General features: G+C 74.8%; 16 protein-coding genes. 6 read left to right on the top strand and 10 right to left on the bottom strand.

Annotated elements, in window-relative coordinates; all coding sequences use genetic code 11:
• Positions 1-3: 3 nt before the first annotated feature.
• Positions 4-663, top strand: a complete 660-nt coding sequence (locus IPO09_02050) for a hypothetical protein (GenBank protein MBK9516134.1) — start codon at positions 4-6, stop codon at positions 661-663.
• A 309-nt stretch (positions 664-972) separates the two neighbouring features.
• Here the strand turns inward: IPO09_02050 and IPO09_02045 are convergent, their stop codons facing one another.
• Positions 973-4,029 carry a multicopper oxidase domain-containing protein gene (locus IPO09_02045; GenBank protein MBK9516133.1) on the bottom strand — a complete coding sequence of 1,019 codons (3,057 nt, stop codon included), beginning with the start codon at positions 4,027-4,029 and terminating at the stop codon, positions 973-975.
• Positions 4,030-4,676: 647 nt separating this feature from the next.
• Here IPO09_02045 and IPO09_02040 point away from each other — a divergent pair.
• Together IPO09_02040 and IPO09_02035 are read left to right on the top strand one after the other, a co-directional pair.
• Complete coding sequence (locus tag IPO09_02040; protein MBK9516132.1) at positions 4,677-6,701, top strand: tetratricopeptide repeat protein; 2,025 nt, start codon at positions 4,677-4,679, stop codon at positions 6,699-6,701.
• 493 nt (positions 6,702-7,194) lie between these two features.
• Positions 7,195-8,946 carry an acyl-CoA dehydrogenase family protein gene (locus tag IPO09_02035; protein ID MBK9516131.1) on the top strand — a complete coding sequence of 584 codons (1,752 nt, stop codon included), beginning with the start codon at positions 7,195-7,197 and terminating at the stop codon, positions 8,944-8,946.
• Between the two features lie 270 nt (positions 8,947-9,216).
• On the opposite strand, the gene IPO09_02030 is transcribed toward IPO09_02035, so the two are convergent.
• Genes IPO09_02030 through IPO09_02020 form a run of 3 tightly spaced genes read right to left on the bottom strand, consistent with a single transcriptional unit; the run spans position 9,217 to position 13,844 of the window.
• Entirely contained in the window at positions 9,217-11,358 is a 2,142-nt protein-coding gene (locus IPO09_02030) for a PD40 domain-containing protein (protein ID MBK9516130.1), read from the bottom strand.
• A 2-nt stretch (positions 11,359-11,360) separates the two neighbouring features.
• Entirely contained in the window at positions 11,361-11,525 is a 165-nt protein-coding gene (locus IPO09_02025; GenBank protein MBK9516129.1) for a hypothetical protein, read from the bottom strand.
• Positions 11,526-11,537: 12 nt separating this feature from the next.
• A complete protein-coding gene (locus IPO09_02020; GenBank protein ID MBK9516128.1) occupies positions 11,538-13,844 on the bottom strand; it encodes a hypothetical protein in 2,307 nt (768 codons plus the stop codon).
• 435 nt (positions 13,845-14,279) lie between these two features.
• Between IPO09_02020 and IPO09_02015 the strand changes: the two genes are divergently transcribed.
• Genes IPO09_02015 through IPO09_02005 form a run of 3 tightly spaced genes read left to right on the top strand, consistent with a single transcriptional unit; the run spans position 14,280 to position 17,048 of the window.
• Positions 14,280-15,269, top strand: coding sequence for a nucleotidyltransferase family protein (locus IPO09_02015; protein ID MBK9516127.1), 990 nt, complete (start codon positions 14,280-14,282; stop codon positions 15,267-15,269).
• Between the two features lie 39 nt (positions 15,270-15,308).
• Positions 15,309-16,022, top strand: a complete 714-nt coding sequence (locus IPO09_02010) for a lasso peptide biosynthesis B2 protein (GenBank protein ID MBK9516126.1) — start codon at positions 15,309-15,311, stop codon at positions 16,020-16,022.
• Between the two features lie 42 nt (positions 16,023-16,064).
• Positions 16,065-17,048 (top strand): hypothetical protein, encoded by a 984-nt coding sequence (locus IPO09_02005; GenBank protein ID MBK9516125.1) that lies wholly within the window; start codon positions 16,065-16,067, stop codon positions 17,046-17,048.
• A gap of 47 nt (positions 17,049-17,095) precedes the next feature.
• Here IPO09_02005 and IPO09_02000 read toward each other — a convergent pair whose 3' ends face one another.
• From IPO09_02000 to IPO09_01975, 6 genes are all read right to left on the bottom strand, one after another.
• A complete protein-coding gene (locus IPO09_02000; GenBank protein MBK9516124.1) occupies positions 17,096-17,644 on the bottom strand; it encodes a hypothetical protein in 549 nt (182 codons plus the stop codon).
• A gap of 87 nt (positions 17,645-17,731) precedes the next feature.
• Positions 17,732-18,994 carry a PD40 domain-containing protein gene (locus tag IPO09_01995; GenBank protein MBK9516123.1) on the bottom strand — a complete coding sequence of 421 codons (1,263 nt, stop codon included), beginning with the start codon at positions 18,992-18,994 and terminating at the stop codon, positions 17,732-17,734.
• 8 nt (positions 18,995-19,002) lie between these two features.
• Positions 19,003-19,194 carry a hypothetical protein gene (locus tag IPO09_01990; protein ID MBK9516122.1) on the bottom strand — a complete coding sequence of 64 codons (192 nt, stop codon included), beginning with the start codon at positions 19,192-19,194 and terminating at the stop codon, positions 19,003-19,005.
• Positions 19,195-19,223: 29 nt separating this feature from the next.
• A complete protein-coding gene (locus IPO09_01985) occupies positions 19,224-20,195 on the bottom strand; it encodes a hypothetical protein (GenBank protein ID MBK9516121.1) in 972 nt (323 codons plus the stop codon).
• Positions 20,196-20,248: 53 nt separating this feature from the next.
• The gene (locus IPO09_01980; GenBank protein ID MBK9516120.1) at positions 20,249-20,839 is read right to left on the bottom strand and encodes a hypothetical protein; all 591 of its coding nucleotides are present in this window, start codon (positions 20,837-20,839) and stop codon (positions 20,249-20,251) included.
• Positions 20,836-21,849: a peptidylprolyl isomerase gene (locus tag IPO09_01975; protein MBK9516119.1), complete on the bottom strand. Its 1,014-nt coding sequence runs from the start codon at positions 21,847-21,849 to the stop codon at positions 20,836-20,838. The genes IPO09_01980 and IPO09_01975 overlap by 4 nt, the downstream gene beginning before the upstream one ends.
• Positions 21,850-22,048: the final 199 nt, after the last annotated feature.

The following is a 22,048-nucleotide window of genomic DNA, read 5'->3' as shown; positions in this document are numbered from 1 at the left end:
CGCGTGAGGAAGCTCGTCGCCGGGGGCGTCGTCGGCATCGCCGTGTTGCTGGGCGGCAGCCTGCTGGCCGTGGACCGGCTCTTCGGCGACGGCCCCTCCGGCGGCCCGGCGCCGACCGTCCCCGACGCCCCGGAGGTGGCCGCGCCGGCCGGCCCGCTCCCGCCCCGCGAGGTGCTCGACGCGCTCCGCTCGGCCACGACGCCAGACAACAGCGCCCTGCTGGCCCGGCTGGAGAAGGAGAAGGAGGTCACGCCGGCGCCCCCGCCCCCGCCCAAGGGGTCCTGGGAGGCCGTGCCCGTCTCCTCCCTGCGCAACCGCTCGCTCGGCTCGCTCGGCGCCTCGGTGCAGGCCGAGCTGAACGAGCTGCACGAGCCGCTGGCCCGGTGCTTCGACGAGGAGACCGAGGCTCGCCACGGCGCCGGGGCGGTGGCCGTCATCAAGGACGCCCAGCCGCCCGACGAGGGCGGCGCCACCTCGCTGGTGCTGCAGCTCGAGACCCGCAGCGGCGAGGTGCTGGTGGTGGACGCCCCGGTGGAGACCCGCGGCTCGGCCGGCGACGGCACCCTGGCCTGCGCCCAGCGCCTGCTGCGCGGCAAGGTCCTGCAGGTCCCCGGCGCCACGCCCGGCGAGCGCCACCGGGTCAGGTACTCTCTGTCGCCCTAACTCGCGGCGCCCAACACGCGCCGCCTTGGCGGCGCGGCTTGTGGCCATCCGATCCTCCTCCCGGGCAAGCGCCGCTTCACCCCCAACACGCGCCGCCCTGGCGGCGCGGCCTGTGGCGTCCCCACCCTCCTCCCGGGCAAGCGCCGCTTCACCCAAGGGTCGCCTGAAGCGTCCGCCCAGCCCGGTGCGCTCCCGAGAGCTCAGCCCCCCCCTCACGCGCCGCCCAGGCGGCGCGTGAAAAGCAGAAGGGCGGCGCCATCGCTGGCGCCGCCCCTCGTTCAGCTCTTCAACTCGTCGTGCTCGGCGTGCTTACGGCACCACCAGGCTGGTGCGCATCATCTCCGAGTCCTCGTGCGAGTTGATGTGGCAGTGCCAGACGTACGGGCCGGTGGTGACCGGCTCGTAGGTGTAGGGCGCCGCGCAGCTGCCCGGGCTCGAGAGGCAGGCAGCGCCCGCCACCGTGCCAGGAGCGGTCGGCACGGGGGCCGCCGTCCAGTTGCCGTCCCACCGGGCCACGATGGTCGTGACCTGGCCGGGCAGCGCGACCGACGCGTCCTTGAAGCCGCCGTTGAAGTCGGTGGCCAGGGTGAAGGTCGGGGCGCCGATGAGGTACAGCGGCGTGAGGCCGACCACGGCGTCCACGTCGGGCACCAGCTGCATCTCGTTGCCGGGCGAGGTGCCGGGCTGGCAGGTGGTGGAGCCGCAGAGGGCCCGCTTGTAGGCGCCGACGTTGAGGCGCTGCGTCGAGACCCGCTGGTGCTTCACCAGGTGCGGGTGCATCGGGTGGGCGTCGACGGTCAGGTTGATGATCTTCCAGACCTCGACCGAGCCCTCCACCGGCGTCTCGGTGACCTTGTACTCGAAGGGCACGCCGTTGATCTGCATGCCGAGCGGGGCGCCGGTCAGGCCGTCGACGCGCTCGTTGAGGTACAGGTGGCGGATGGCCGAGACGCAGCCGGGCACCGCCGAGTTGAGGCCGGTGGCCGGGACGAAGCCCGGGGCGCACATCTGCGGCGTGCCGTTGACGAAGCGGGGCGCGGCGCGCAGGTCGGCGATGTTGGAGTCGGGCGTGGTCGGGATCTTCATGCAGCCCTTGTTCGCCCAGGTGGTGGCGCCGTTGGCGCCGGCCACGCCGGGGGCATCGACCGCCGCGTTGTAGGTGAGGGTCCCGGCGCCGCAGCTGAGCACACCCGGGGTGGCCGTCACGTCGTAGCGCATGATGGAGTTCATCTCGATGTCCGGCCCGGCCACGAACGGCGAGCCGCCGAACGGGTACGGGGCGTTGGCCGAGTTGGTCATCCAGACCTGGCCGGGCGCGCCGGCGACCTTGCCGGGCAGCTTGCCGAAGTCCACCAGGATCTCGTACCGCTCACCGGGGCAGAAGGTGAGGGTCTGCTGGTTCTGCTTCGGCACCGAGAGGTAGCCCTGGTCGCTGGCGATGACGGTGAAGCGGACGTTGTTGACGGGGCGCACGCCGGGGACGGGCTCGGTGGTGGTGAAGCCGAGGGTCCAGCAGCGCGAGTCGGAGCCGTTGGCGAAGCGGATGCGGTACCAGCCCGCGTCCACCGTCTTCTTCGGCCAGATGACGCCGTTCACGATGGGGTGGTCGCCGAAGTACTCCGGGATCCAGACCGGGTGCACGTCCGGGTTGGCGCCGTTGACCACGCCGTTGGGGTCGGCGCCGATGGTGGTGGTGCTGAGCCCCTGGCCCTGGCCGTTGGAGAAGTTGATCGAGCCGTCGTCGCTGAAGGCGCGGTCCTGCAGGGCGAAGAACAGGTCGTACATCGGGACCGTGAGGAAGTTGCGCGGCTCGGTGACCGGGTCCAGCCAGGTGTACTGGCAGGGGGTCAGGTTGCCGGGCGTCGGGGCCACCGTGCAGGCGCCGGCGCTGACCGCGCCGTGCTTGCTGGGGTCCTTCACGGGGAAGAAGCCGGCGGGGCCCGCGATGACGTTGTGGTGGGTCTTGCCGAGGGTGTGGTCGTGGAACCAGATGAGGGCCTCATCCTGGTTCATCGGGTAGGTGTAGGTGTCGTTGACGTTCGACTGGATCGACGTCGGCGAGTAGGCGCCGCCCGGCCGCATGATGTGCGGGGCCGACGGCGGGCCGTCGAAGTGCGGGCTGATGTGGGTGGCGTTCGGGCTGTAGAGCGGGCCGGTGATCCGGTTGCCGAACCACTTCATGGCGAAGCCGTCGGTCGAGGGCGGGATGTCGCCGCCGTGCAGGTGGGTGACCCACGAGTTGTCCGGCTGCTGCGGCGAGCCGTACTTGTTGACGCCGTCGGTGGAGATGGCGGGGAAGCTGACGCCGATGGCCGGGTCGACCTTGGCCTTCACGCCCATGAAGGTGCGGTCGATGGCGCACGGCCAGTCGGCCGCGTCGGGGTGCGGGCAGAAGATGTGGTTGTTGGTGAACTCGTTCACGTAGCGCACGACCACCGGACGGCCCTTGGTGGCGCGGATGCTGATGGACGGCCAGGTGGCAACGTAGTCATTGGCAGACCAGGGCGAGGCCACGCTGGTGTTGAAGGCGGTGACCAGGCCGAGCGGCGTGCAGACGCCGGTGCAGGCGGGCAGCGTGGGCAGGGCGTTGCCGACCCAGCAGAGGTTGCCGGCCGGGACCGAGTTGGAGCAGGTGCCGAGGAGGCGATCGAGGACCGCCGTCACGGTGCCGCCCACGCCGAGCGGGCTGCGGATCTGGCCGACGCCCCAGATCGGGGTGTAGACCGGGCGGCCGGCCGGGATCTTGCCGGCGGCGGAGCAGTAGGTCGCCTGGAAGCCGGCGGCGAGCTCGGCCGGGCAGGAGCAGCCCAGCGGGTTGGTGCAGATGGCGCCGGTCCACTGCATGCCGTCCGGAACCGCCGGGGCGCCGACCGACGTGCAGACGGCCGCCGGGTTGAAGGCGGTGCAGGCCGCAGGGACGGGCGTGGCCGGGGTGGTCACCTTGCAGAAGGCCTGGCCGGTGGCGGTGGGGCAGGAGCCGGCGAGCAGCGGGTTCGGGAAGAGGCCGGCGGCGGCGATGGCCTGGAAGCCCTTGGCCTCGTGCAGGCCGATCTCGTAGTAGTCAGCGCCGGGGAAGGTGGTGGTGTCCGGCCAGTAGTCCACCGGGTTCAGGACCTCCCACTGGTACTTGGGGGTCGGGATGGCCGCGGCGGCGGTCGAGTCGGAGATGAGCGGGGCCACGGCCGTGTACGGCACCACCGCGCCGCAGGCGCGCCAGCCGCCGGCGGTGTAGTTGGCGACGCCGGGAACCGGGCAGTCGAACGACGTCGAGGCGAGCGGGCGCAGGGCGCAGCTCTCCACGCCCCACGGCAGGAGCGGGTCGGCGACGCACTGCCCGGGGTACGGGTAGTTGGTCTGATCGGCCACGCCGCGGGCGCCGAACGGGTTCTGAGGCGCGAACAGCTGCGCGTTCGTCGCGCTCGCAAAGAGAAGCGCCAAGGCGCCTCCGAGACACTTGGACCAGCTCATGTAGGATCCCTCCCGGTCCCCTCTGCGAGAGGGCGACCACTTGCCACGCTTCCATCCGGACTCAGCAGAATGCTTCCTCCGGACCGGTCGAAACGCTCCCCGCTCGACCGCTTGTGGCAGCAAAATCAGCCTAAATGTTTGTTCAACAAAGTACCGCGGACTAGGGACTGGTCCGGGCGAGCTCGTCCCCTTGAGGACAAACGGTCCTGCGATCAAGCACATGTGCCCGATCGGTTGACGCGCGAGCTCCCCGATCCGGGCCGCGAGCCTTGGTGCGGTTAGTTGACGCACCAAGAATGTCCCCTGCACCGTGGACATGCGGACGGCGCGTTGAGCCGATTTTGTCCCTGGACCCGGGTACGCAATCTGACGGAGGCCCGGCGCACCCGGCCTGGCGCTGGTCGCTGGCCGTGGAATCCCGCGCGTGGAGCGCGTTGTCGCACCCTCACCGCCAGTGCCAGCGCCCGGCGTCGGCCCGCCCTGGGCGCCACCCTTTGTTGACGGTGGGTGAACATCAGCCCGGCGCGGTAGGATGGTCCCGCCCCGTGCCACGCGATCACCAGCCCCGCGCCCCCGAGCGCGTCGCACCGCCGGCGGCCGGCGCGCCGCTCGCCTGGCTGCTGGTCGCGCCGCTCCTGCTCGCCCTGGCCGCCTACGCGCGCGTGCTGCACGGCGAGTTCGTCTTCGACGACCTGCCCAACGTGGTGAACGCCCCGGCGGTGCGGCAGCTCCCCGCGGCGCTGCGCGCCTTCGTGCCGGACCTGCTGGCCGGCCGGCGGCCGGTCACGGTGCTCACCCTGGCGCTGGATCACGCCGCGGGCGGGCTCGAGCCCTTCACCTTCCACGCCACCAACCTGGGGCTGCACCTCCTGGCGGTGCTGCTGGTCTTCGGCTTCACGCGCGCGGTGCTGCGCCTGGCCGGCGCCGGCCTGCCCGCCGCCGGGCGCGGGGGGTCGCCGGCTGCGCGCGCCGCCCTGGACCCCGACGCCCTGGCCCTGGTGGTGGCCGGGCTCTTCGCCCTGCACCCGCTGCAGTCCCAGGCGGTGAGCTACGTGGTGCAGCGGGCGGAGGTGCTGGCCTCGCTCGGCTACCTCGGCGCGCTCTGGCTGCTGCTCCTGGCCGAGCGGCACGGCCCGGGGTGGCGCGGCGCGCTGGCGTACGGCGGCGCGCTGCTGGCGCTGGCGCTGGGGCTCGGCTCGAAGGCCATCCTGGTGACGCTGCCGGTGGCCTACCTGCTCCTCACCTGGGCCGTGCCGGGCCCGGCCGCGCGGGGCGCCCTCACCACCTGGCCTCGGCGGCTGGCGCTGCTGGCCGCGCCGGTGGCGCTCATCGGGCTCTTCGCGGCCCGCACCTCGCGGCGGCTGGAGGGCAGCACCGACGCCGGCTTCGCCGTGCCGGGGCTGCCGGCGGGCGACTACTTCCTGACCCAGTGGCGCGTGGTGGCCACCTACCTGCGGCTGCTCCTCTGGCCGGCCGGGCAGAGCGCCGACTGGGCCTTCTCCACCTCGCACTCGCTCGGAGAGCCGGCGGTCCTGCTCTCTGGCGCGCTCCTGCTCGCGCTGGTCGCGGCGGCGGCGGCGCTGCTCTGGTGGTCCCGGCGCCCGGCCGGCGCGGGGGGGCCGGCCAACGGCGGCGGCCTGCCCGAGGCCGACCGGCTGGCGGCGCGCCTGGCGGCCTTCGGCATCGGCTGGTTCTTCGTGGTGCTGTCGGCCACCTCCAGCGTCATCCCGCGCGAGGACGTGCTGGTGGAGCACCGCACCTACCTGGCCTCCTGGGGCGTCTTCCTGGCGCTGGCCGTGGCCGCCGAGCGGGGGCTGGCGCGGCTGCCGGCGCGGCGGCGCACGCTGGCGGCGCTGCTGCTGGTGGGGCTCACCTGGAGCGGGCTGGCGGCGCTCACCTGGCGGCGCAACGCCGTCTGGGAGTCGGCGCTGGCGCTCTGGAGCGACGCGGCGGCCAAGGCGCCGGGCAAGCCGCGCGTCCACCTCGGCCTCGGCAACGCGCTCCTGGCCCGCGGTGAGGCCGAGGCGGCCATCGCCGAGTACCGGCTCGGCCTGGCCACCCTGCGGGCCGACGCCGCCCCGGCCGAGGCGCCGCTGCAGCAGAACCTGGGCGCGGCGCTGGCCCGCGCCGGCCGCCCCGCCGAGGCGGTGGCCCCGCTGCGGCGCGCGCTGGCGCTCGACCCGCGCAGCGCCGACGCGGCGGCCGGGCTGGCGGTGGCGCTGCTCGCCGCAGGGGAGCTGGAGGAGGCCGGCCGCGCCGCGGTCGCCGCGCTGACGCTCCGGCCCGAGGATCCGGTGGCCCACCGGGTGGCGGGGCGGGCGCGGCTGGCGGCGGGCGACGACGACGCGGCGGCCCTGGCGCACCTCGAGCGGGCGGCGCGCGCCTTCCCGGCCGACGCGCAGGTGCAGCTCGAGCTCGGTCATGCGCTGGCGGCCACCGGGCGCAGCGGCGAGGCGTGCGCGGCGTGGGCGCGGGCGGCCGCCAGCGGCGCCGCCTTGGCCGAGGTGCGCGCGCAGGCCGCCCAGGCGAGCGAGCTCCTGCGCTGCCCTCCCGCGCGAGACCCTAGATGAAAAAACAAGGCCCCGAAGGAGACGACGCCCGGGCGGACGGTCGCCGCCGGTCGGTTTCCCCACGGACCTCGCGCAGTTGGCCAGGGTGAGCCCGCCGCCGCTTTTCGGACGACACACCGCGGCGCGTCCGCCACCTTGCGAGCCCGGAAGATCGGCGTAAGGATCCAAACAGTCGCAACACCGAATAGGAGGCAAGAGATAGCAGACCAGTTGCAGCACACGACCACTGCGCATTCTCGACCGGCGTGAGCCGGACCAGCGCTCGCCCATGAGCGCTCCTGCATCGAAGAGAAGAGGCCCCTGACTCGGGCCTCTTCTCATTTCTGGGCCACGCCTGATTCCAGAGTCAACTTCGCTTGCCGCGGCGCGTCACGGTCGATATGGTGCTGGGCGACCCATCCGCGCCGTCCCCGCGCCACTCCCCGGATCCCCGCCGGGGCGGCCGGAGCCGGCGCCACCCCATCCGCGTGCCCTGCGCGCGCCGGAGGCCGCCGTGACCGACAAGAAGGTGGACAGCTTCGTCCAGTCGCTCTGCCTGGGCCGCATCGAGGAGGAGATCATCTTCCCCTTCCCGGCCATCCGCGCCGGCGACCGCGAGGTGCTGGAGCAGGTGCTGGCCAGCGTCAACCAGCTGCTCGGGCCGCGCGCCCGCGACTTCCGCGAGTGGGACGTCAAGGGCGAGCTGCCGGCGGCCTTCCTGGAGGAGCTGAAGGCCTTCGGCCTCTTCGGCCTGGTCATCCCCGAGGCCATGGGCGGCCTGGGGTTCGGCTCGGCCGCCTACTCGCGCGTGCTGCAGGAGATCGCGCGGCACGACGGCTCGGTGGCGCTGACGGTGGGCGCCCACAGCTCCATCGGCATGCGCGGCCTGCTGCTGTTCGGCAGCGACGCCCAGAAGGCCACCTGGCTGCCGCGGCTGGCCTCGGGCGAGCTGGTGGCCGCCTTCTGCCTCACCGAGCCGGGCGCCGGCTCCGACGCCGCCGCCATCACCACCTCGGCGCGGCGCGACGGCCAGGGCTGGGTGCTGAACGGCGAGAAGCTCTGGATCACCAACGGCGGCATCGCCGGCTTCTACACGGTCTTCGCCAAGACCCCCGCCGAGACCGGCGAGGGCAAGGCCCACATGACGGCCTTCATCGTCCCGCGCGACCTGCCCGGCGTCTCCACCGGCCCGCACGAGGACAAGATGGGGATCCGGGCCTCCAACACCACCAGCGTGCACTTCGAGGACGTCAAGCTGGGCCCGGAGCACGTGCTCGGCGAGGTGGGCAAGGGCTTCAAGGCGGCCATGCGCATCTTGAACGCCGGCCGGTCCGGGCTGGGCGGCGGCTGCGTGGGCGGCATGAAGCGGCTCATCGCCCTCTCGACCAGGCAGGCCAAGGAGCGCCGCCAGTTCGGCCGGGCCATCGCCTCGTTCGGCCTGGTGAAGCAGAAGCTGGGGAACCTGGTGGTGGACACCTACGCGGCCGAGGCGACGGTGGGGCTGGTGGCCGGGCTGGCCGACCAGGGCTACGAGGACTACGCGGTGGAGGCGGCCATCTCCAAGGTGTTCGCCACCGAGGCGCTGTGGCGCGCCGCCGACGAGGCGCTGCAGATCGCCGGCGGCAACGGCTTCATGCGCGAGTTCCCCTACGAGCGGGTGGTGCGCGACTCGCGCATCAACCGGATCTTCGAGGGGACCAACGAGATCCTGCGGCTCTTCATCGCGCTCACCGCGCTCAACCGGGTGGGCGACCAGCTCAAGGAGCTGGTGCAGGGGGTGAAGGGGGCGCTGGCCGATCCCATCAAGGGCTTCGGCGTGCTCTCCGACTACGCCATGAAGCACGCCACCATCCGCACCGGCCTGGTGGGCGAGAAGCGCAGCTTCACCCGGCTGCACCCCACCCTGCGCGACCCCGGGGAGCAGCTGGAGGGGCTGGTGCGCGAGCTGGCCTGGGTGGCCGACCGCGAGCTGCGCCGCCACGGCAAGGGGATCGTCGAGCAGCAGTTCGCCCTGAAGCGCATCGCCGACATCCTCACCGACCTGTTCGTCACCTCGGCGGTGCTCTCCCGCGTCACCGCCTCGCTGGAGGCCGGCGGCGAGGCCGCCGCCGCCCGCGAGCTGGAGATCGCCCGGGTCTTCGCCCGCGACGCCCGCAGCCGCATCCGCGGCAACCTGCACCGGGTGGACTCCAACGACGACGCGCTGGTGGTGGCGCTGGCCGACGACGCCCTGGAGCGCGAGGGGTACGCCTGGGACCTGCCCTGACCCACACGGCCGGATCCGGCCGTCCCCGGACGCGGCGACGGACGGGCGACCAGGGGATGGGCCGCGCCGCGGGTGGCGGCGCGACGGCGGCGGCGGCCCCGGGCGGCGCGCCAGGGCCGGGAAGGCTGGGCTCCCCGCGACCCGACGCCGGACGGTTCGACGCCGTACCATCGGCCTCGACGGGCGTGCGTCGTATCCGCCGGTGACTGGGGAAACGGGGTCGCGCCACCCACATCGGACGACCCCGCCGGGCCGCGCCCGCGGCCGCTGCTACCGCGGGAAGGCCGGGGTGCCGGCCACCGCGCCGGTGGTGAGCCGCTGCACCTCGGCACCGCTGGCGAGGTCGAGCAGCACCACCTCGGGCAGCCCGTGGCGCGTGGTGCGGACGGCCAGGCGGTCGCCGCCGGCCGGGAAGGCCGGCTCCGAGTCGCCCTGGTCGGAGAGCACACGGGACTCCACCGCCACCAGCGAGCGGAGCACGATCCGGCTGAAGGAGCCGGGGGTGGTGGACGCCACCGCGTAGGCCAGCCTCGTCCCGTCGCCCGAGACCGCCACCCGGCCGATGAGCGTGTTGACCGTGGCCAGCACCAGGGCGCCGGTCCCGCTGGACGAGGCGCGCATCAGGAGGATGGTGGTGGACTCCACGCCCTGCGGGCTGGTGCTGAAGACCGTGCGCACGAAGTAGAGCCACTGGCCGTCGGGCGCGAAGGCCGGCCCGGAGTCGCTCTGGAGCGGCACGTCCAGGTTGGCCACCAGCTGGACCGGCGCGCCGCCCGCGAAGGGGATCTTGAAGAGGTCCGAGGTGGTCTGGAGCGAGGTAGGGGAGCGGAAGGCGCGGTCCTCGTACACCACGGCGGTCCCGTCCGGCGTCAGGGTCGGGCTGGCGGGCAGGTGGGGGCCGGTGTCGAGCACCCGCTCCACCCGGTCGTGCAGGTCCATGGTGACCAGGCGGCCGACGCCGCCGCGGCTGCCGGTCCAGACCAGCCGGCCGGTGCCGGCGTCCCAGCTGGGCGAGAGGTCGTCGCCCGGGGCGGTCACCACCAGCTGGTCGCAGGTGCCGTCGAGCCGCACCGCGCGCAGGTCGTAGCCGTTCACCACGCCACCCCAGGCGGCGTAGAGCAGGAAGCCGGCGCCCGCCGGCGTGAGCGGGCACGGGTCGACGATGCAGGCGCCCGCCTGGCAGACCTGGCCCGCGCCGCAGGTCACCAGCGTGGGCTGGTAGTCGCACACCGCCTGCGGGCCGCTCGGCGTGCAGGCGCCCACCGCGGCGTGGCGCAGGGCGGTGGTCTGGGAGGGGCAGCTGTCGGCGGGTGGGGTGGTGCAGACGCCCGGCGCCGCGCACGGATCCGGCGGCGCGACGCAGGCCCCGGCCTGGCAGACCAGGCCGGCGGCGCAGTCCAGCAGCACCGGCGGGTAGTCGCAGGAGGGCAGCCCGCCGGCCGCGGTGCACTGGCCGGTGGCCGGGTAGGTGACGCGCTGGCCGCCCAGGCTGCAGCCCGGCGCCGGCGGCGTGGTGCAGACGCCGCTGGCCGCGCACGGGTCCGGCGGCGTGACGCAGGCCCCGGCCTCGCAGACCCGGCCGGTGGCGGCGCAGTCGGTCTGGATGGGCGGGTAGTCGCAGGAGGCGGTGCCGCCCACCGGCGTGCAGGTGCCGCTGGCCGGGTAGGTGGTGGCGCTGGTGGGCGTGGCGCAGCTGGGGGGCGGCGGCGAGGTGCAGGCGCCGCCCACGCAGGGGTCCGGCGTCACGCAGGCCCCGGCCTGGCAGACCTGGGCGGTCAGGCTGCAGTCGGTGAGGACGGGCGGGTAGTCGCAGGAGGCCAGCCCGCCCACCGCGGTGCAGGTCCCGGTGGCGGGGTAGGCCACGGCGCGCCCGCCGCCGTCGCAGCCGGCGGGCGGCGGCGAGGTGCAGGCGCCGCTCACGGCGCACGGGTCGGGCGGCGCCACGCAGGCGCCCGCCTGGCAGACCTGGCCGGCCAGGGCGCAGTCGGTCTCGGCCGGCGGGTAGGTGCAGGAGGCCTGGCCGTCCACCGCGCTGCAGAGACCCGGCGAGGGGAAGGTGAGCGCCCTGGTGGGCGTGCTGCAGGTGGCCTGCGGCGGCGTGCTGCAGACGCCGCTCGCGGCGCACGGGTCGGGCGGCGCCACGCAGGCGCCCCCCTGGCAGACCTGGCCGGCCAGGGCGCAGTCGGTCAGCACCGGCTGGTAGTCGCAGGAGGCCGCCCCGGCCACGGCGCTGCAGGTGCCGGTGGCGGGGTAGGCCAGGAGCGAGGCGGCCGCCGCACACGAGTTCGGCGGCGGGCTGGTGCAGACGCCCGCCGCCGCGCATGGATCCGGCAGGGCAGGGTCGCTGCCGCCGCCGCAGGCGGCGAGCCAGAGCAGCGCCAGGAGGGGCGCGCCGGCTCGCCGGACAGGCACGGCTAGTTGCCGCCGACGCCGCCGCCGGGGGTGACGGTGCCGCTGCCCAGGGTGATGCGCTCGAGCGAGCGCTTCCGGGTGATGCGCGGCGCCTCGTAGGCGGGCTGCTCGGACCGGTCGGTGGTGCGCGTCTCGAGGACGGCGGGCTGCTTGGTGGCGGTGGTCATCTCAGTCCTCGGTCAGGGAACGATGGTGAAGGTGCCGATGGCCGACCAAGCGGCCAGGTCCGGCACGCCAGCGTAGTAGGCGGCCAGGCCGTCGTCCACGACGCGCCAGAAGTAGGGCTGGTCGAGCGTCAGCGCGGTGCGGGCGTCCGCCAGCACGAAGTGGCTGTTGGCCGGCTGCAGCGTCAGGTCGTCGGCCACGATGGCGACGCCCGCGAACAGCGTCGCGGCGGCGTCGTCGTAGAACTCGACCGTGGTGGCGAGCAGCTGCGGCGGGCCCGTCCAGGAGAGCGGGATGGGGCCGGCGAGGCGGGAGAGGTTGGTGACGGGGGCGGCGGCCGGGTCCTTCAGCGCGAAGGCGGCCGGGCCGACCGGCACCGCGGTGACGGTCACGGTCGACAGGGTGCCGGCGCCGAGCGCCACGCCGGTGAGCGGATCGAGGTTGTAGACCACCCAGTAGTAGGTGCCCGGAGCCAGGTAGCCGCCGTTGCTCAGCAGCACGAAGTCCTGGAGCAGGTCGGGCGTCGCCGCCGGATCGTAGGTGTAGCTGGTGCCGCCCGGCACCGTCGGCGGGACCGCCGTCGGGGGCAGGATGTCGGCCGTCAGCGCGTCACACACGATGGTCGAGCAGATGACGAGCTCGGTGGCGGTCACGCCGGCCGGCGCGGTCCAGCTCAGGGCCACCGGGATCGCCGAGGTGAAGGCGTTGGCCGGCGCGGTCACCGCGCCGGGGACCACCGGGGCCGGCGGCATGGCGTCGACCACGATGAAGGAGGCGGTGGTGGGGACGCCGACGGCCAGGCCGGCCACCACGTTGCTGATGGTCCAGACGTAGGTGCCGGGCAGCAGCCAGAGGTCGGCGGTGGCCGGGTCGGTCGGGATGGCGAGGCTGACGTCCACCGCGTAGGAGAACGGGTCGCCGGTGGCGCCGGGCACGCCGGCGAGCACGCCCTGGCTCAGCACGTTGAGGCCGCCCACGCCCGGGCAAGGCGCGGAGGAGCAGAGGAACCACTCCGAGCTGGTGATGGTCTGGTCGGTGGTCCACTCGAGCACCACCGGGAAGCCGGCCACCACGTCGTTCGCCGGGATGGTGGCCAGGTCGGGCGGGCCGACCACCACCGGGCTCGGGGCCGCGGCGGGGGCGACGGTGAAGTTGGTGGTGGCGGCGGCGCCGAAGGTCACGGCGGTCAGGTCGTCGAAGTTGTGCACCGCCACGGTGTAGGCGGCGGGCAGCAGCCAGGCGTCGAGGGTGGCCGGGTCGGTCGGCAGCAGCGTCGACAGGTCCACCTCGTAGCTGGTCACGCCGGGCGTGAGGAAGAAGCCCGGCTCGATGTTCTCGTAGACCAGGTTGGCGAGATTGGGGTCCACCAGGGCGAAGGGCACCGGGCACGGCCCGGTGCAGATCTGGAAGACCGAGCTGGCGACGGTGAGGCTGGTGTCCCAGGTGAGGAGCAGCGGGACGGCGTTGGCGAGGATGTCGGCCGGGACGACGGTCCCGGGCGCCGGGGCGGTGATGACCGGCGCAGGCGCGCCGAGCGGCGGCATGGCCGTGAAGCTGTCCCAGGGCGACGGGTACCAGCCGGGCACCTGGCCGGCGCCGATGGCGTTGAAGACCCGCCAGTAGTAGGTGGTGCCGGCCACGGTGGCCGGGACGGCGGAGAAGAGGTACGGGACCGGGCCGAGCGGGTTGCTGGCGGCCACCAGGGTCTTGGTCGGGCCGGGGCAGTTGCCGTTGTTCAGCATCGGATCGGTGGCGCAGACCTCGAGCTGGGTGACGGGGCTGGTGATGGACGACCAGGAGAGCGGCTGCCCGACTTCGAGCTCGGCGCCCGCGGCGTTCAGCTCGGCCTGGCCGGCGTCGGCCCAGACCACGAAGTGGAAGCGCACCGGGGTGTTGTCCGGGAACTTCATCCACCAGTTCTTGGAGAGGCTGGAGCCCACGCCGTTCACCGCCACCGCGGTGCCGAGCAGGTTGCCGTAGTTCCAGGCGCCGAAGGTCGCGCCCGGGGTGACGTCGGCCGGGGCGCCCACGCTGCTCAGCACGCCGTCCGAGTTGCAGGACTCGCGGCCGGTGAGCGCCATGTCCGTGATCTGGATCTGGACGTTGCGCAGCGTCTCGGGCGCCTTGTTGATGAGGTTGACCGGCGCGACCAGCGCGGCGGTGGCGGCGCAGGGGTTCGCGCCCCCGACCACCGACGTCCCGCCGGCGGCGGTGACGGTGGCCTCGAACTTTCCGGCCACGCTGACCAGCCCGGTGCCCGCGGCGTCCGGCGAGACCTCGATGCGGGCGGTGCGGCCGCCCGACCCGGCGATGGGCGTCACGGACATCGTGAAGCCGCCGACCTTCCGGGCGGAGGAGACAGTCCTCGGTGACTTGGAGACCACGCCCTTGGGCGCCTCGGTGCAGGCCAGACCAAAGGCAGCCACGCAGGCGGCAGCCAGACTCAAGCGGTAGTTCATGGATTCAGCCCCCTCGGACTGATAGCAACGTACCGAAGGAATGTACGCAGTACGTAAAAGGGGTGCAAGAGGTCGCAACCCCTCGCTACCTCCCGTAAATACGGGACTTATACCGTGTTCCAGGGACACGGCATCGTTGGTCATAATTGTCGCAGGCGACCTCCATGAGACCGATCAGACTCGGGTAAAATCTTGCTCCTCGTGAAACTCGGATCCAGCGAACGTGCGCTCCTTTTGCTCACCCTTTCGGGCGAAGCCGGTGGTGATGAGGCCGCGCTGGCGCTGGCGCGGAGCGGCGTGCGCTGGCCGACCCTGCTCGAGGCCTCCCAGATCACCCGGACGGCTGGGTTCCTGGCGCGGGTCGTACTCGACGCTGGGTTGGAGCTGGGCGAGACCGGGGAGCGGCTGCGCGAGGAGGTCGAGAGGGTGGCGGTGCAGGCCTCGCTGACGCTGCTGACGGCTGCCCGCGCCCAGGCTTGCCTCGAGACCGCCGGCGTGATTTCGCTGGCGCTCAAGGGGTTGGCGTTCCAGGCGCACGACCCGGCGCACCTGGTCCGCCGGCACTTCGACGACGTGGATCTGCTGGTGCGGGCCGCCGACCTACCCGCCGCGGGCGCCGCGCTGCGCGGGGCCGGCTTCACCGCCGACGCGCTGCTGCCCGACTACGGCGGGGCCGCACTGGACGGCGGGGCCGTGAGCCCCGCGCTCCACCGGACCGCCAACTTCCAGGGGCCGGCGCGGACCCTGCTGGAGCTCCACACCACCCTTCCCACCTGCCAGGGGCCCGACGCCACCTTCGAGGCGCTGGTCTCGCGGTCGGTGCTGGTGGAGCACCCGGACGGCCGGCTGCGCCTGCCCTGCCGGGAGGACGCGCTTGGGATGCTCTGCCGGCACGTGGTGGTTCAACATTCGGCCGATTGCGGCCACCTGCCGCGCCACGTGGCGGACGTGGCGGCCCTGCTTGCCGCCGGAGCCGATCCGGCGCTCACGGCGGCCCGCTACGACGCCGACGGGCGGGGTTCAGTGGCCTGGTCGCTGGCGCTGCTGGACGCGGCGCGGCGGGGGCACGGGCGGGCGGCGCGGGCCTGGTCCTGGATCTGGGGCCCGCTCGACGCGCTGCGGGTCCGGCTGGTGGAGTACCGCGGCGCCGCCGGCCTGGGGATGATCTTCCCCTCGCGCCGGTACATGGCGCAGCGCTACGGTGTGGCGCCGGCCTCGCCGCTCCTCCCGCTGCTCTACGCCTGGCGCCCGGTACGCGGGGTGGTGAAGCTGCTGACGGGGCGGTGAAGGTTGAAGGGCGACCCGACTCCGACCCCGACCCCGACCATGCCCCCCGGCCCCCTTCGCACCTCCCTCACCGCCCTCCGCCACCGGCTGCTGCTGCCGCTCATGCTGCGGAAGGGCTCGCTCCCAGCGCTGCTGGAGAAGCTGGAGGCCGAGGCGCGGCCCGGCGGGGTGGCCGGCCCGCGCGGCGAGGTGGTGGAGCGGCTGGTGGGCCGGATGATGCGCCCGCTCTCCTTCTGGCGGACCACCTGCCTGTGGCGCTCGCTGGCTGGCTACTCGGCGCTGCGGGCGGCGGGGCAGGAGGTGCGCTTCGTCATCGGGGTGCGCCTCGACGAGCGGGGCGAGCTGGCGGCCCACGCCTGGCTGGAGCGGGACGGGCGGCCCTCCATCGGCGCTCCGGGCCCCGAGGACGGCTTCAGCGTGGCCTTCGCATGGCCGGCCGATTCGGCTACCCTGACGGCTCCCATGGAGCGGCCCCAGAACGCGATCCGGACGAGCGCCGAGGCGATCCTCACCGAGCTGAAAGACGGCACGGGCGTGGTGCTCCACCTCGGCTCGAAGCAGTACTTCACCCTCAACGGCTCCGGCGTCGTTGCCTGGAAGGCGCTGGCCGACGGCTCCGCAGTGACCCAGGAGGCCCTCGCGGAGCTGCTGCATTCCCGCTTCCCCGCCGCCGGCGCCGATCAGATCCGCGCCGACGTCTCGGCCCTCCTCGCCGAGCTGGCCAGCGAGGGGCTGATCGAGCTCCCCACCTGAGGGCCGGCGACGGCGCACCCGCCGCCGCGCCGTCCGACCTCCGTGCCCCGCCACCGCTTCCACCACCTGGTCGTCGAGACGCGGTCGAGCCTCGACTTCGATCCCATGGCGCGGCTGCTGTCCACCCTGCCGGGCGCGCCGCCGGAGGCCCCCGCCGATGTGCTCGTGGAGACGCGGGCGGCGGGTCCCGGAGAGCTGGCGCCGGCCATCGCACATCCTCCGGCCTTCGTCTTCGGCGACCTGGCGCTCCGGATCGAGGGCGGCGCCGTGGAGCTGTGCTGGCCCGGCGCCCGCTACACCGTGGGCGCCCTGGTGTTGCCGCGGGTGGCCGGCCTGATCGATCCGGCGGCGGCCGGCACGCCGCTGGCGCGGCACGCCCTGGCGCAGGTACCCGCCCTGTTCGCGCTGGCCACAGCGCTCCGGGCCCGCGGGGTCTTCCACCTCCACGCCGCCTGCCTGGTGCTGGCGGGCGAGCGGACCGTGCTGGTGCCCGCCCTGGCCGGCTCGGGCAAGAGCACCCTGGCCACCGCGCTGGTGGCGGCCGGCGCCGAGTACCTGGGCGACGACACCGTCTTCGCCTGCCGCCGCGACGGCGCGATCCGGCTGCTCGCCCTCCCGCGCGAGTTCCACCTGGCGCCCGCCTCGGCGCGGGCGGTCGGCCTGGAGCACCAGCTCGAAGGCGACCACCGGACCATGGCCGGCAAGGGACGGCTCGACGCCGGGGCGGCTTTCCCCGGCCGGTTCCGCTGGGAGGCCCCGGCCCCGGCACACCTCCTGCTGCCGCGCATCACCCGCGAGCCCGAGACCCACCTCTCGCCCGCAGGGCCGGCCGAGGCGCTCGGCACGCTGCTCGAGTCATCGGCGCTGGTGGCCACTCGCGGCCTGCCGGGCGGCGAGGGGCACCTGCCGCTGCTGGGGGCGCTGGCCGACGGTGCTCGGGTCTGGCACGCCGAGCTCGGGCTCGACCTCCTCGCGAACGGGCGCACCGTGGCGCGGCGGCTGCTGGAGCGCCTGGCCGACGCCTGACGTCGTGGGACCGGAGGGGCGCCGCCGCCAGCCGCGGCCGACGCGGCTCAGAGCACGAACGAGACCCTGATGGTCACCGCGCGCCCGGGCCGTGCCCCGGCGGCCTCGACGACCTGGCCGGCCAGCCCCTCGAGCGCGCAGCCAAGGACCGCCGCGCTGGCGTCGCCCCGGGAGAGCGCCGACGACGACAGGACCCGCATGCGATCGGCCTCTGGCTGGAGGACCACGGCGAGCACGGTGGGGCGCGAGCGAGGCCTCCTCCCGAGTGCCCGGCAGGGTTCGACGAGCGCCTGCAAGCTCGCCCTGGCGCGCAGCTCCGGCGTCGCAGGTGGCGCGGCCGGCAACGGGGCCGGTGGCGACGGCACGGGCTTCGGCGCGGCGTCGGGCGGTGGCGGCGGCACCGTCGGCCCGCCTGGCGCGATGGTCACCGGCTCGACCACCTCCCGGGCGACCTCGGCCGGCGCCGCCGTGGGCGGGCGCGCAGGCCGCCCCGGCCGCTCCAGGGCAGGCGCGTCGACCGCCTCGCCGGTCAGGCGCCAGACCAGCCAGAAGCAGCCGCCGAAGAAGAGCGTCGCCGCCGCGAGGCTCCAGAGCACCAGCCGCCTCACCGGGCCACCTGCGCGGTGGGGCGGGCGCGGCGCCCCGGAGCGCGCGGAGGCGGCAGGCTCCGGCCGGCGCCGGGGTCAAGGCGCATAGGCCGGCAGCCCCTCGGTACCCGGCGCGTCGGTCACCCGGACGTCCGGCCCGCCTTGGAGGTCCAGCAGGTGGACGTCGGCGAGACCAGCGCGGGTGCTGGAGACCGCGAGGCGACCGCCGTCGGGGTCGAAGGCCGGGTCGGCGTCGCCGGGCGCGCCGACCAGCTCCAGGAGCCCGGTGGCCAGGGTCAGCAGGACGGTCTCCGGCTGCTGCCCGGGCCCGCGGCGGGCGTATGCGAGCCTGGTGCCGTCCGCAGAGACGGCGGGGCGGCCGATCACGCCGGCGCCGGTGGTGACCCGCGTCGGCGCGGCGCCGGTGACGTCGGTCACCCAGACGTCGTAGCCCCCCGCCGCGTCGGACCTCACGAAGTAGAGCTCACCCCCCGGCCCCCAGGCCGGCCCAGACTCCGAGGCGGCCGTGCCGGCCACCGTGACCGGCGCCCCGCCGTCGGCGGGAATCACCTGGAGGTCCGAGTCGAGGCCCCCCAGGGGCGTCGCCTCGAAGGCCAGCAGCGCGCCGTCGCGGGAGTAGGCCGGGGCCGAGGCGTTGACGTCGCCCAGATCGAGCGTGGAGGCCGAGGCCGCCTCGACCGCCTGGACCGCCAGCCGCTGCCGGCCGCCGCCGATGGCCACGTAGGTCAACTGCCCGCCCGCCCCGGGCCGGAAGGCCGGATAGAGCTCCTGGCCCGCGCCGGTGGTCACGGCCCGCTCGCAAGCTCCGTCGGCCCGCCGCAGCCGGACGTGGAACGCCCCGGCCTCCTGGTCCGAGACGTAGGCCAGCCAGCGGGCGCCGGGGGTGGTGAAGGCGCACGGGTCGGCCTCGGCGGGCGCCACCGTGAGCGCCACCGCGACGATGCGCGGCGAGCCCGAGGCCCCAGCCGAGGCGACGGCGATCGTGGCGGCGTAGCTGCCGGCGGCCAGGCCGGCCGTCGAGGGCCGCACGGCGATGGCGAACGGCGCCGCGGCACCGGAGACGGTTGCCGTGAGCCACCCCGCCCCGGCGCCGTAGCCGACGGTCACGGTCGGGAGCGCCAAGGCCCCGGCGCCCGACCCAGTGGCCTGAACCTCCTGGGCCGCCGGGTCGGGGCCTCCCTCCGAAGTGGTGAAGGAGAGGGAGGCCGGCGCCACCTGGAGCACCGGCGCGGCGACGTCGGGAGCGTCCACCCCACGCCCGCAGGCGCAGAGCGAGAGCGCCAGCAGGTGCGCCAGGGCGCGCCGGCCCGCGGGCCGGCCCAGCAGTCCGCTCGCCACCACGGGCCTCAGTTGCGGCCGAACGCGCCGCCGCCGAAGTTGCCGCCGCCGTCGAAGGCGGAGGCGAGCGTGAGCCGCTCCAGCGACTGGCGGCAGAGGATTCGCGGCGGCTCGTAGGCGCCGGCGGAAGGGCGCTCGGTGGCCTCGGCCCGCTCCGCGGGCGCGTCCTGGTGCTGCTTCACGGGGTGCTGATCGTTCATGGGGTGCTCCTCCGGGTTCCGGTGCGGGCTCAGGGGGTGACGGTGATGGTCGCGGACGTGACCTGCGTGCCGTCGCGCTGCACGGTCCCGTCGAGGGTGAAGAGGTAGTAGACGTCGATGCGGGTCGGCACGCCGGCCACCAGGTCCCCGGCGTTGAAGGGGATGGGCCCGGTCTGGTCGAACAGGGGGGCCGCCACGAACACCGGGGTCGGGTCGGGCGGGTTGTAGACGACGGCCAGGGCGCTGTCGATCACCACGCCGTGGAGGTTGAGCTCGGGGAAGGTCAGCGTCCCGTAGGTGAGCGTGAAGGGGGCGGAGGCGCTCACGGTGGCGCCATTGGCCGGCGCGCCGTTGAGCCGCAGGTTGGTCGGAGCGGGGGGCATGATCTCTGCCTGGAGGGTGCCGTGGAAGGTGAAGTCGGCAGTGGAGGGGAGGTCGAAGGACCAGAAGAGGCCGCTGGCGGGGAAGGTGTTCACGCCCTGGTCCAGCTGCGGGTAGGCGACGAGCCCGGCGTTGACGGCCAGCTCCGGGAAGCCAGGGTTGGGGTCGTTGACCCCTGGGCAGAGGGTGAACCCGGTCGGCGCGACGTTGTCGAGCCGGGCGTAGACGTTGACCAGTCGCTCCGGGAAGCTGGAGAGGAGCCCCACGTTGCCGTGGAGCGAGAGGCCGTCGACGCAGCCGCCGGCCAGGTGGTGCACCCCTCCGGCCGCCTCGGCCACCACGTTGCCGGGCACGGTCGGATCGGCGAAGAGCTGGACCGTCCCGGCCGCAGCGGTGGCCGAGTTGCCGTCGCCGTCGATCGGGATCGCCACCAGGCCGAGGCGGCTGCCGGCGCCGCCGAAGGAGAGCGAGCCCTTGGACGGGCTCCCGGTACCGCTGAAGGCGAACGACGCCGGCGGGGGCCCCGCCTCGCCCGGCACCTGCTCGGTCGAGCACCCGGCCACCGCCAAGGACGCCACCGCCGCCACCAAGATCGCCACGCTCCTGCCGTTCCAGTTCATGTGTTCCTCCCTCGTGGACACCATTCGTACCGTGCGAACTCGCCTCGAAATCCCTACCCACCGCTCGGGGAGCCCGGGCGCCCGCCGCCCGGGCCCGGCTGCGCCGAGCCGATCAGGTCGAGCACCGCCTCGGCCCGGGCCGAGAAGGCTGCGACCTCCTCCGGGGCCCCACCGCCCCGCGCCGCCGCCCAGTCCCGCCGCAGCGCCTGGTGGTCGGCCCGAGCCCGCGCCAGCACGGCCAGGTCGGTTCCGGGCAGCCGACCCCCCGACCCGTCCACCGCGGCGAAGAGCTCGTCGAGCGCCCCCAGCGTCTCCACCAGGCTCGCGACCGCCTCGCCCCGCTCTCGCTCCCGGGCCGCCGCCCGCTCGGCGCAGGCCGGGCCGAGCGCCACGGCAGCCTCCGCGGCGACCCGCGCCGCCGCCAGCGCCTCGGCGTGGCGCCCGGCCGCCTGGCTGGCCCGCGCCGCCGCCACCGCCTCGGCGGCGGCGCGGTGCCGCTCCGGCACCAGCCGGGCGGCCTCGGCGGGCGCCGCGGCCAGGGCGGCCTCGGCCTCGGCCAGGGCCCGCTCGGCCGGCGCCGCGGCCGGGTCCTGGCAGCCCGCCAGGAGGCAGGTGGCCAGCACCACCAGGGCTCGGGGGCTCACTTGGCCACCACCGCGCGGGCGGGCGCGGCGGGAGGCGCGGCGGCGACGTCCTCGATGGAGGACTGCGCCTTGCGCTCCGCCAGCCACCGCTCCACCGCCTCGCGCCCCCGCTGGGCGCGCAGGTGCGCCCTGATCTTCTCGCCGGCCAGCGCCAGCGGCGCGAACTCCGCCGCCTTGACCTCGTCCACCCGCAGCAGGTGGTAGCCGATGGGCGTCTCGACCACCTCGCTCAGGGCGCCGGCCGCCAGGCCGAAGGCCGCCCGCTCGAACGGCGGGGGCATCTGGCCTCGGGCCACCCAGCCGATGTCGCCGCCCCGCGGCGCGCTCGGACAGGAGGACTCCTGCCTGGCCACCTGCTCCAGCGGCTCCCCGGCGGCGATGCGCTCGCGGAGCCTGGCCGCCCTGCCAGCCGCCGCCGCCTTCTGCCCGGCGGTGGCCGCCTTCATCCCCAGGCCCACCAGCACCTGGTGCATGCGCCGGCTCTCCTCCATCGTCTTGAACCCGTCGCGGTGCTGCTGGTAGTAGGCCTCCACCTCCTGGTCGGGGATGGTCACGGCGCTCACGAAGCGCCGCTCCACCAGGTCGGCGATGAGCACCTCGCGCCGGGTGAAGGCCTTCAGCTCCTCCTCGGTCAGGTCCGCCGCGGCGAGCGACTTGCCGTAGGCCTCGGCCGTCTTGAACTCGGCCCGCTTGCGCTCCAGGGCCCGGGCGACCAGGTCGTCGAGGCCGACCGGTGGCGCCTTCAGCGCCTCCTCGTGAAGCAGGGCGGTCTCCACCGCCTTCTGCCGGGCCTCCAGGCCCGACTCCGCCAGGATCTTGGCCCGCTTCTCACCGGCCGCCTTGACCACCTCGGCCCGCCGTTCCGGATGCCGGCGCAGCTCCTGCAGCAGCCCGCTGGTGAGGGCGTCGTTGATCTGGTCCAGCTCCAGCCTGGTCTTGCCCGAGACGATCAGGGCCTCGAAGCGGTCCACCTCGCGCCTGGTGATCGGCGTGCCGTTGACCCGCAGCACCACCACCTCGCCCGCGGCGGCCGCCTTCCTGGCAGCCCCCTTGACGGGGGGCGGCCTCGCCGCAGCGGGTCGACCTGCCTTCGGCGCCGCGGCCTTGGCCTGCGAGGTCGCCGGCCCTGCAGGCGGTGCGCCCCGCTGCGCGGGCGCCTCCGCGGCTGCGGCGGCGCCCGTACTCGGGGCCAGCAGCGGGAGGAGTGCG

The organism is Anaeromyxobacter sp. (assembly GCA_016718565.1).
Taxonomy (GTDB): domain Bacteria; phylum Myxococcota; class Myxococcia; order Myxococcales; family Anaeromyxobacteraceae; genus JADKCZ01.
Note: the sequence above shows the minus strand (reverse complement) of the source record. Positions and strands in the feature narration are given on the sequence as shown.

Bases quoted from the DNA above. Each gene is read 5' to 3' on its own strand.
- IPO09_02025 (MBK9516129.1), bottom strand. From the start codon at position 11,525: ATGACCACCGCCACCAAGCAGCCCGCCGTCCTCGAGACGCGCACCACC.
- IPO09_01990 (MBK9516122.1), bottom strand. From the start codon at position 19,194: ATGAACGATCAGCACCCCGTGAAGCAGCACCAGGACGCGCCCGCGGAG.
- IPO09_01985 (MBK9516121.1), bottom strand. From the start codon at position 20,195: ATGAACTGGAACGGCAGGAGCGTGGCGATCTTGGTGGCGGCGGTGGCG.
- IPO09_02010 (MBK9516126.1), top strand. From the start codon at position 15,309: ATGCCCCCCGGCCCCCTTCGCACCTCCCTCACCGCCCTCCGCCACCGG.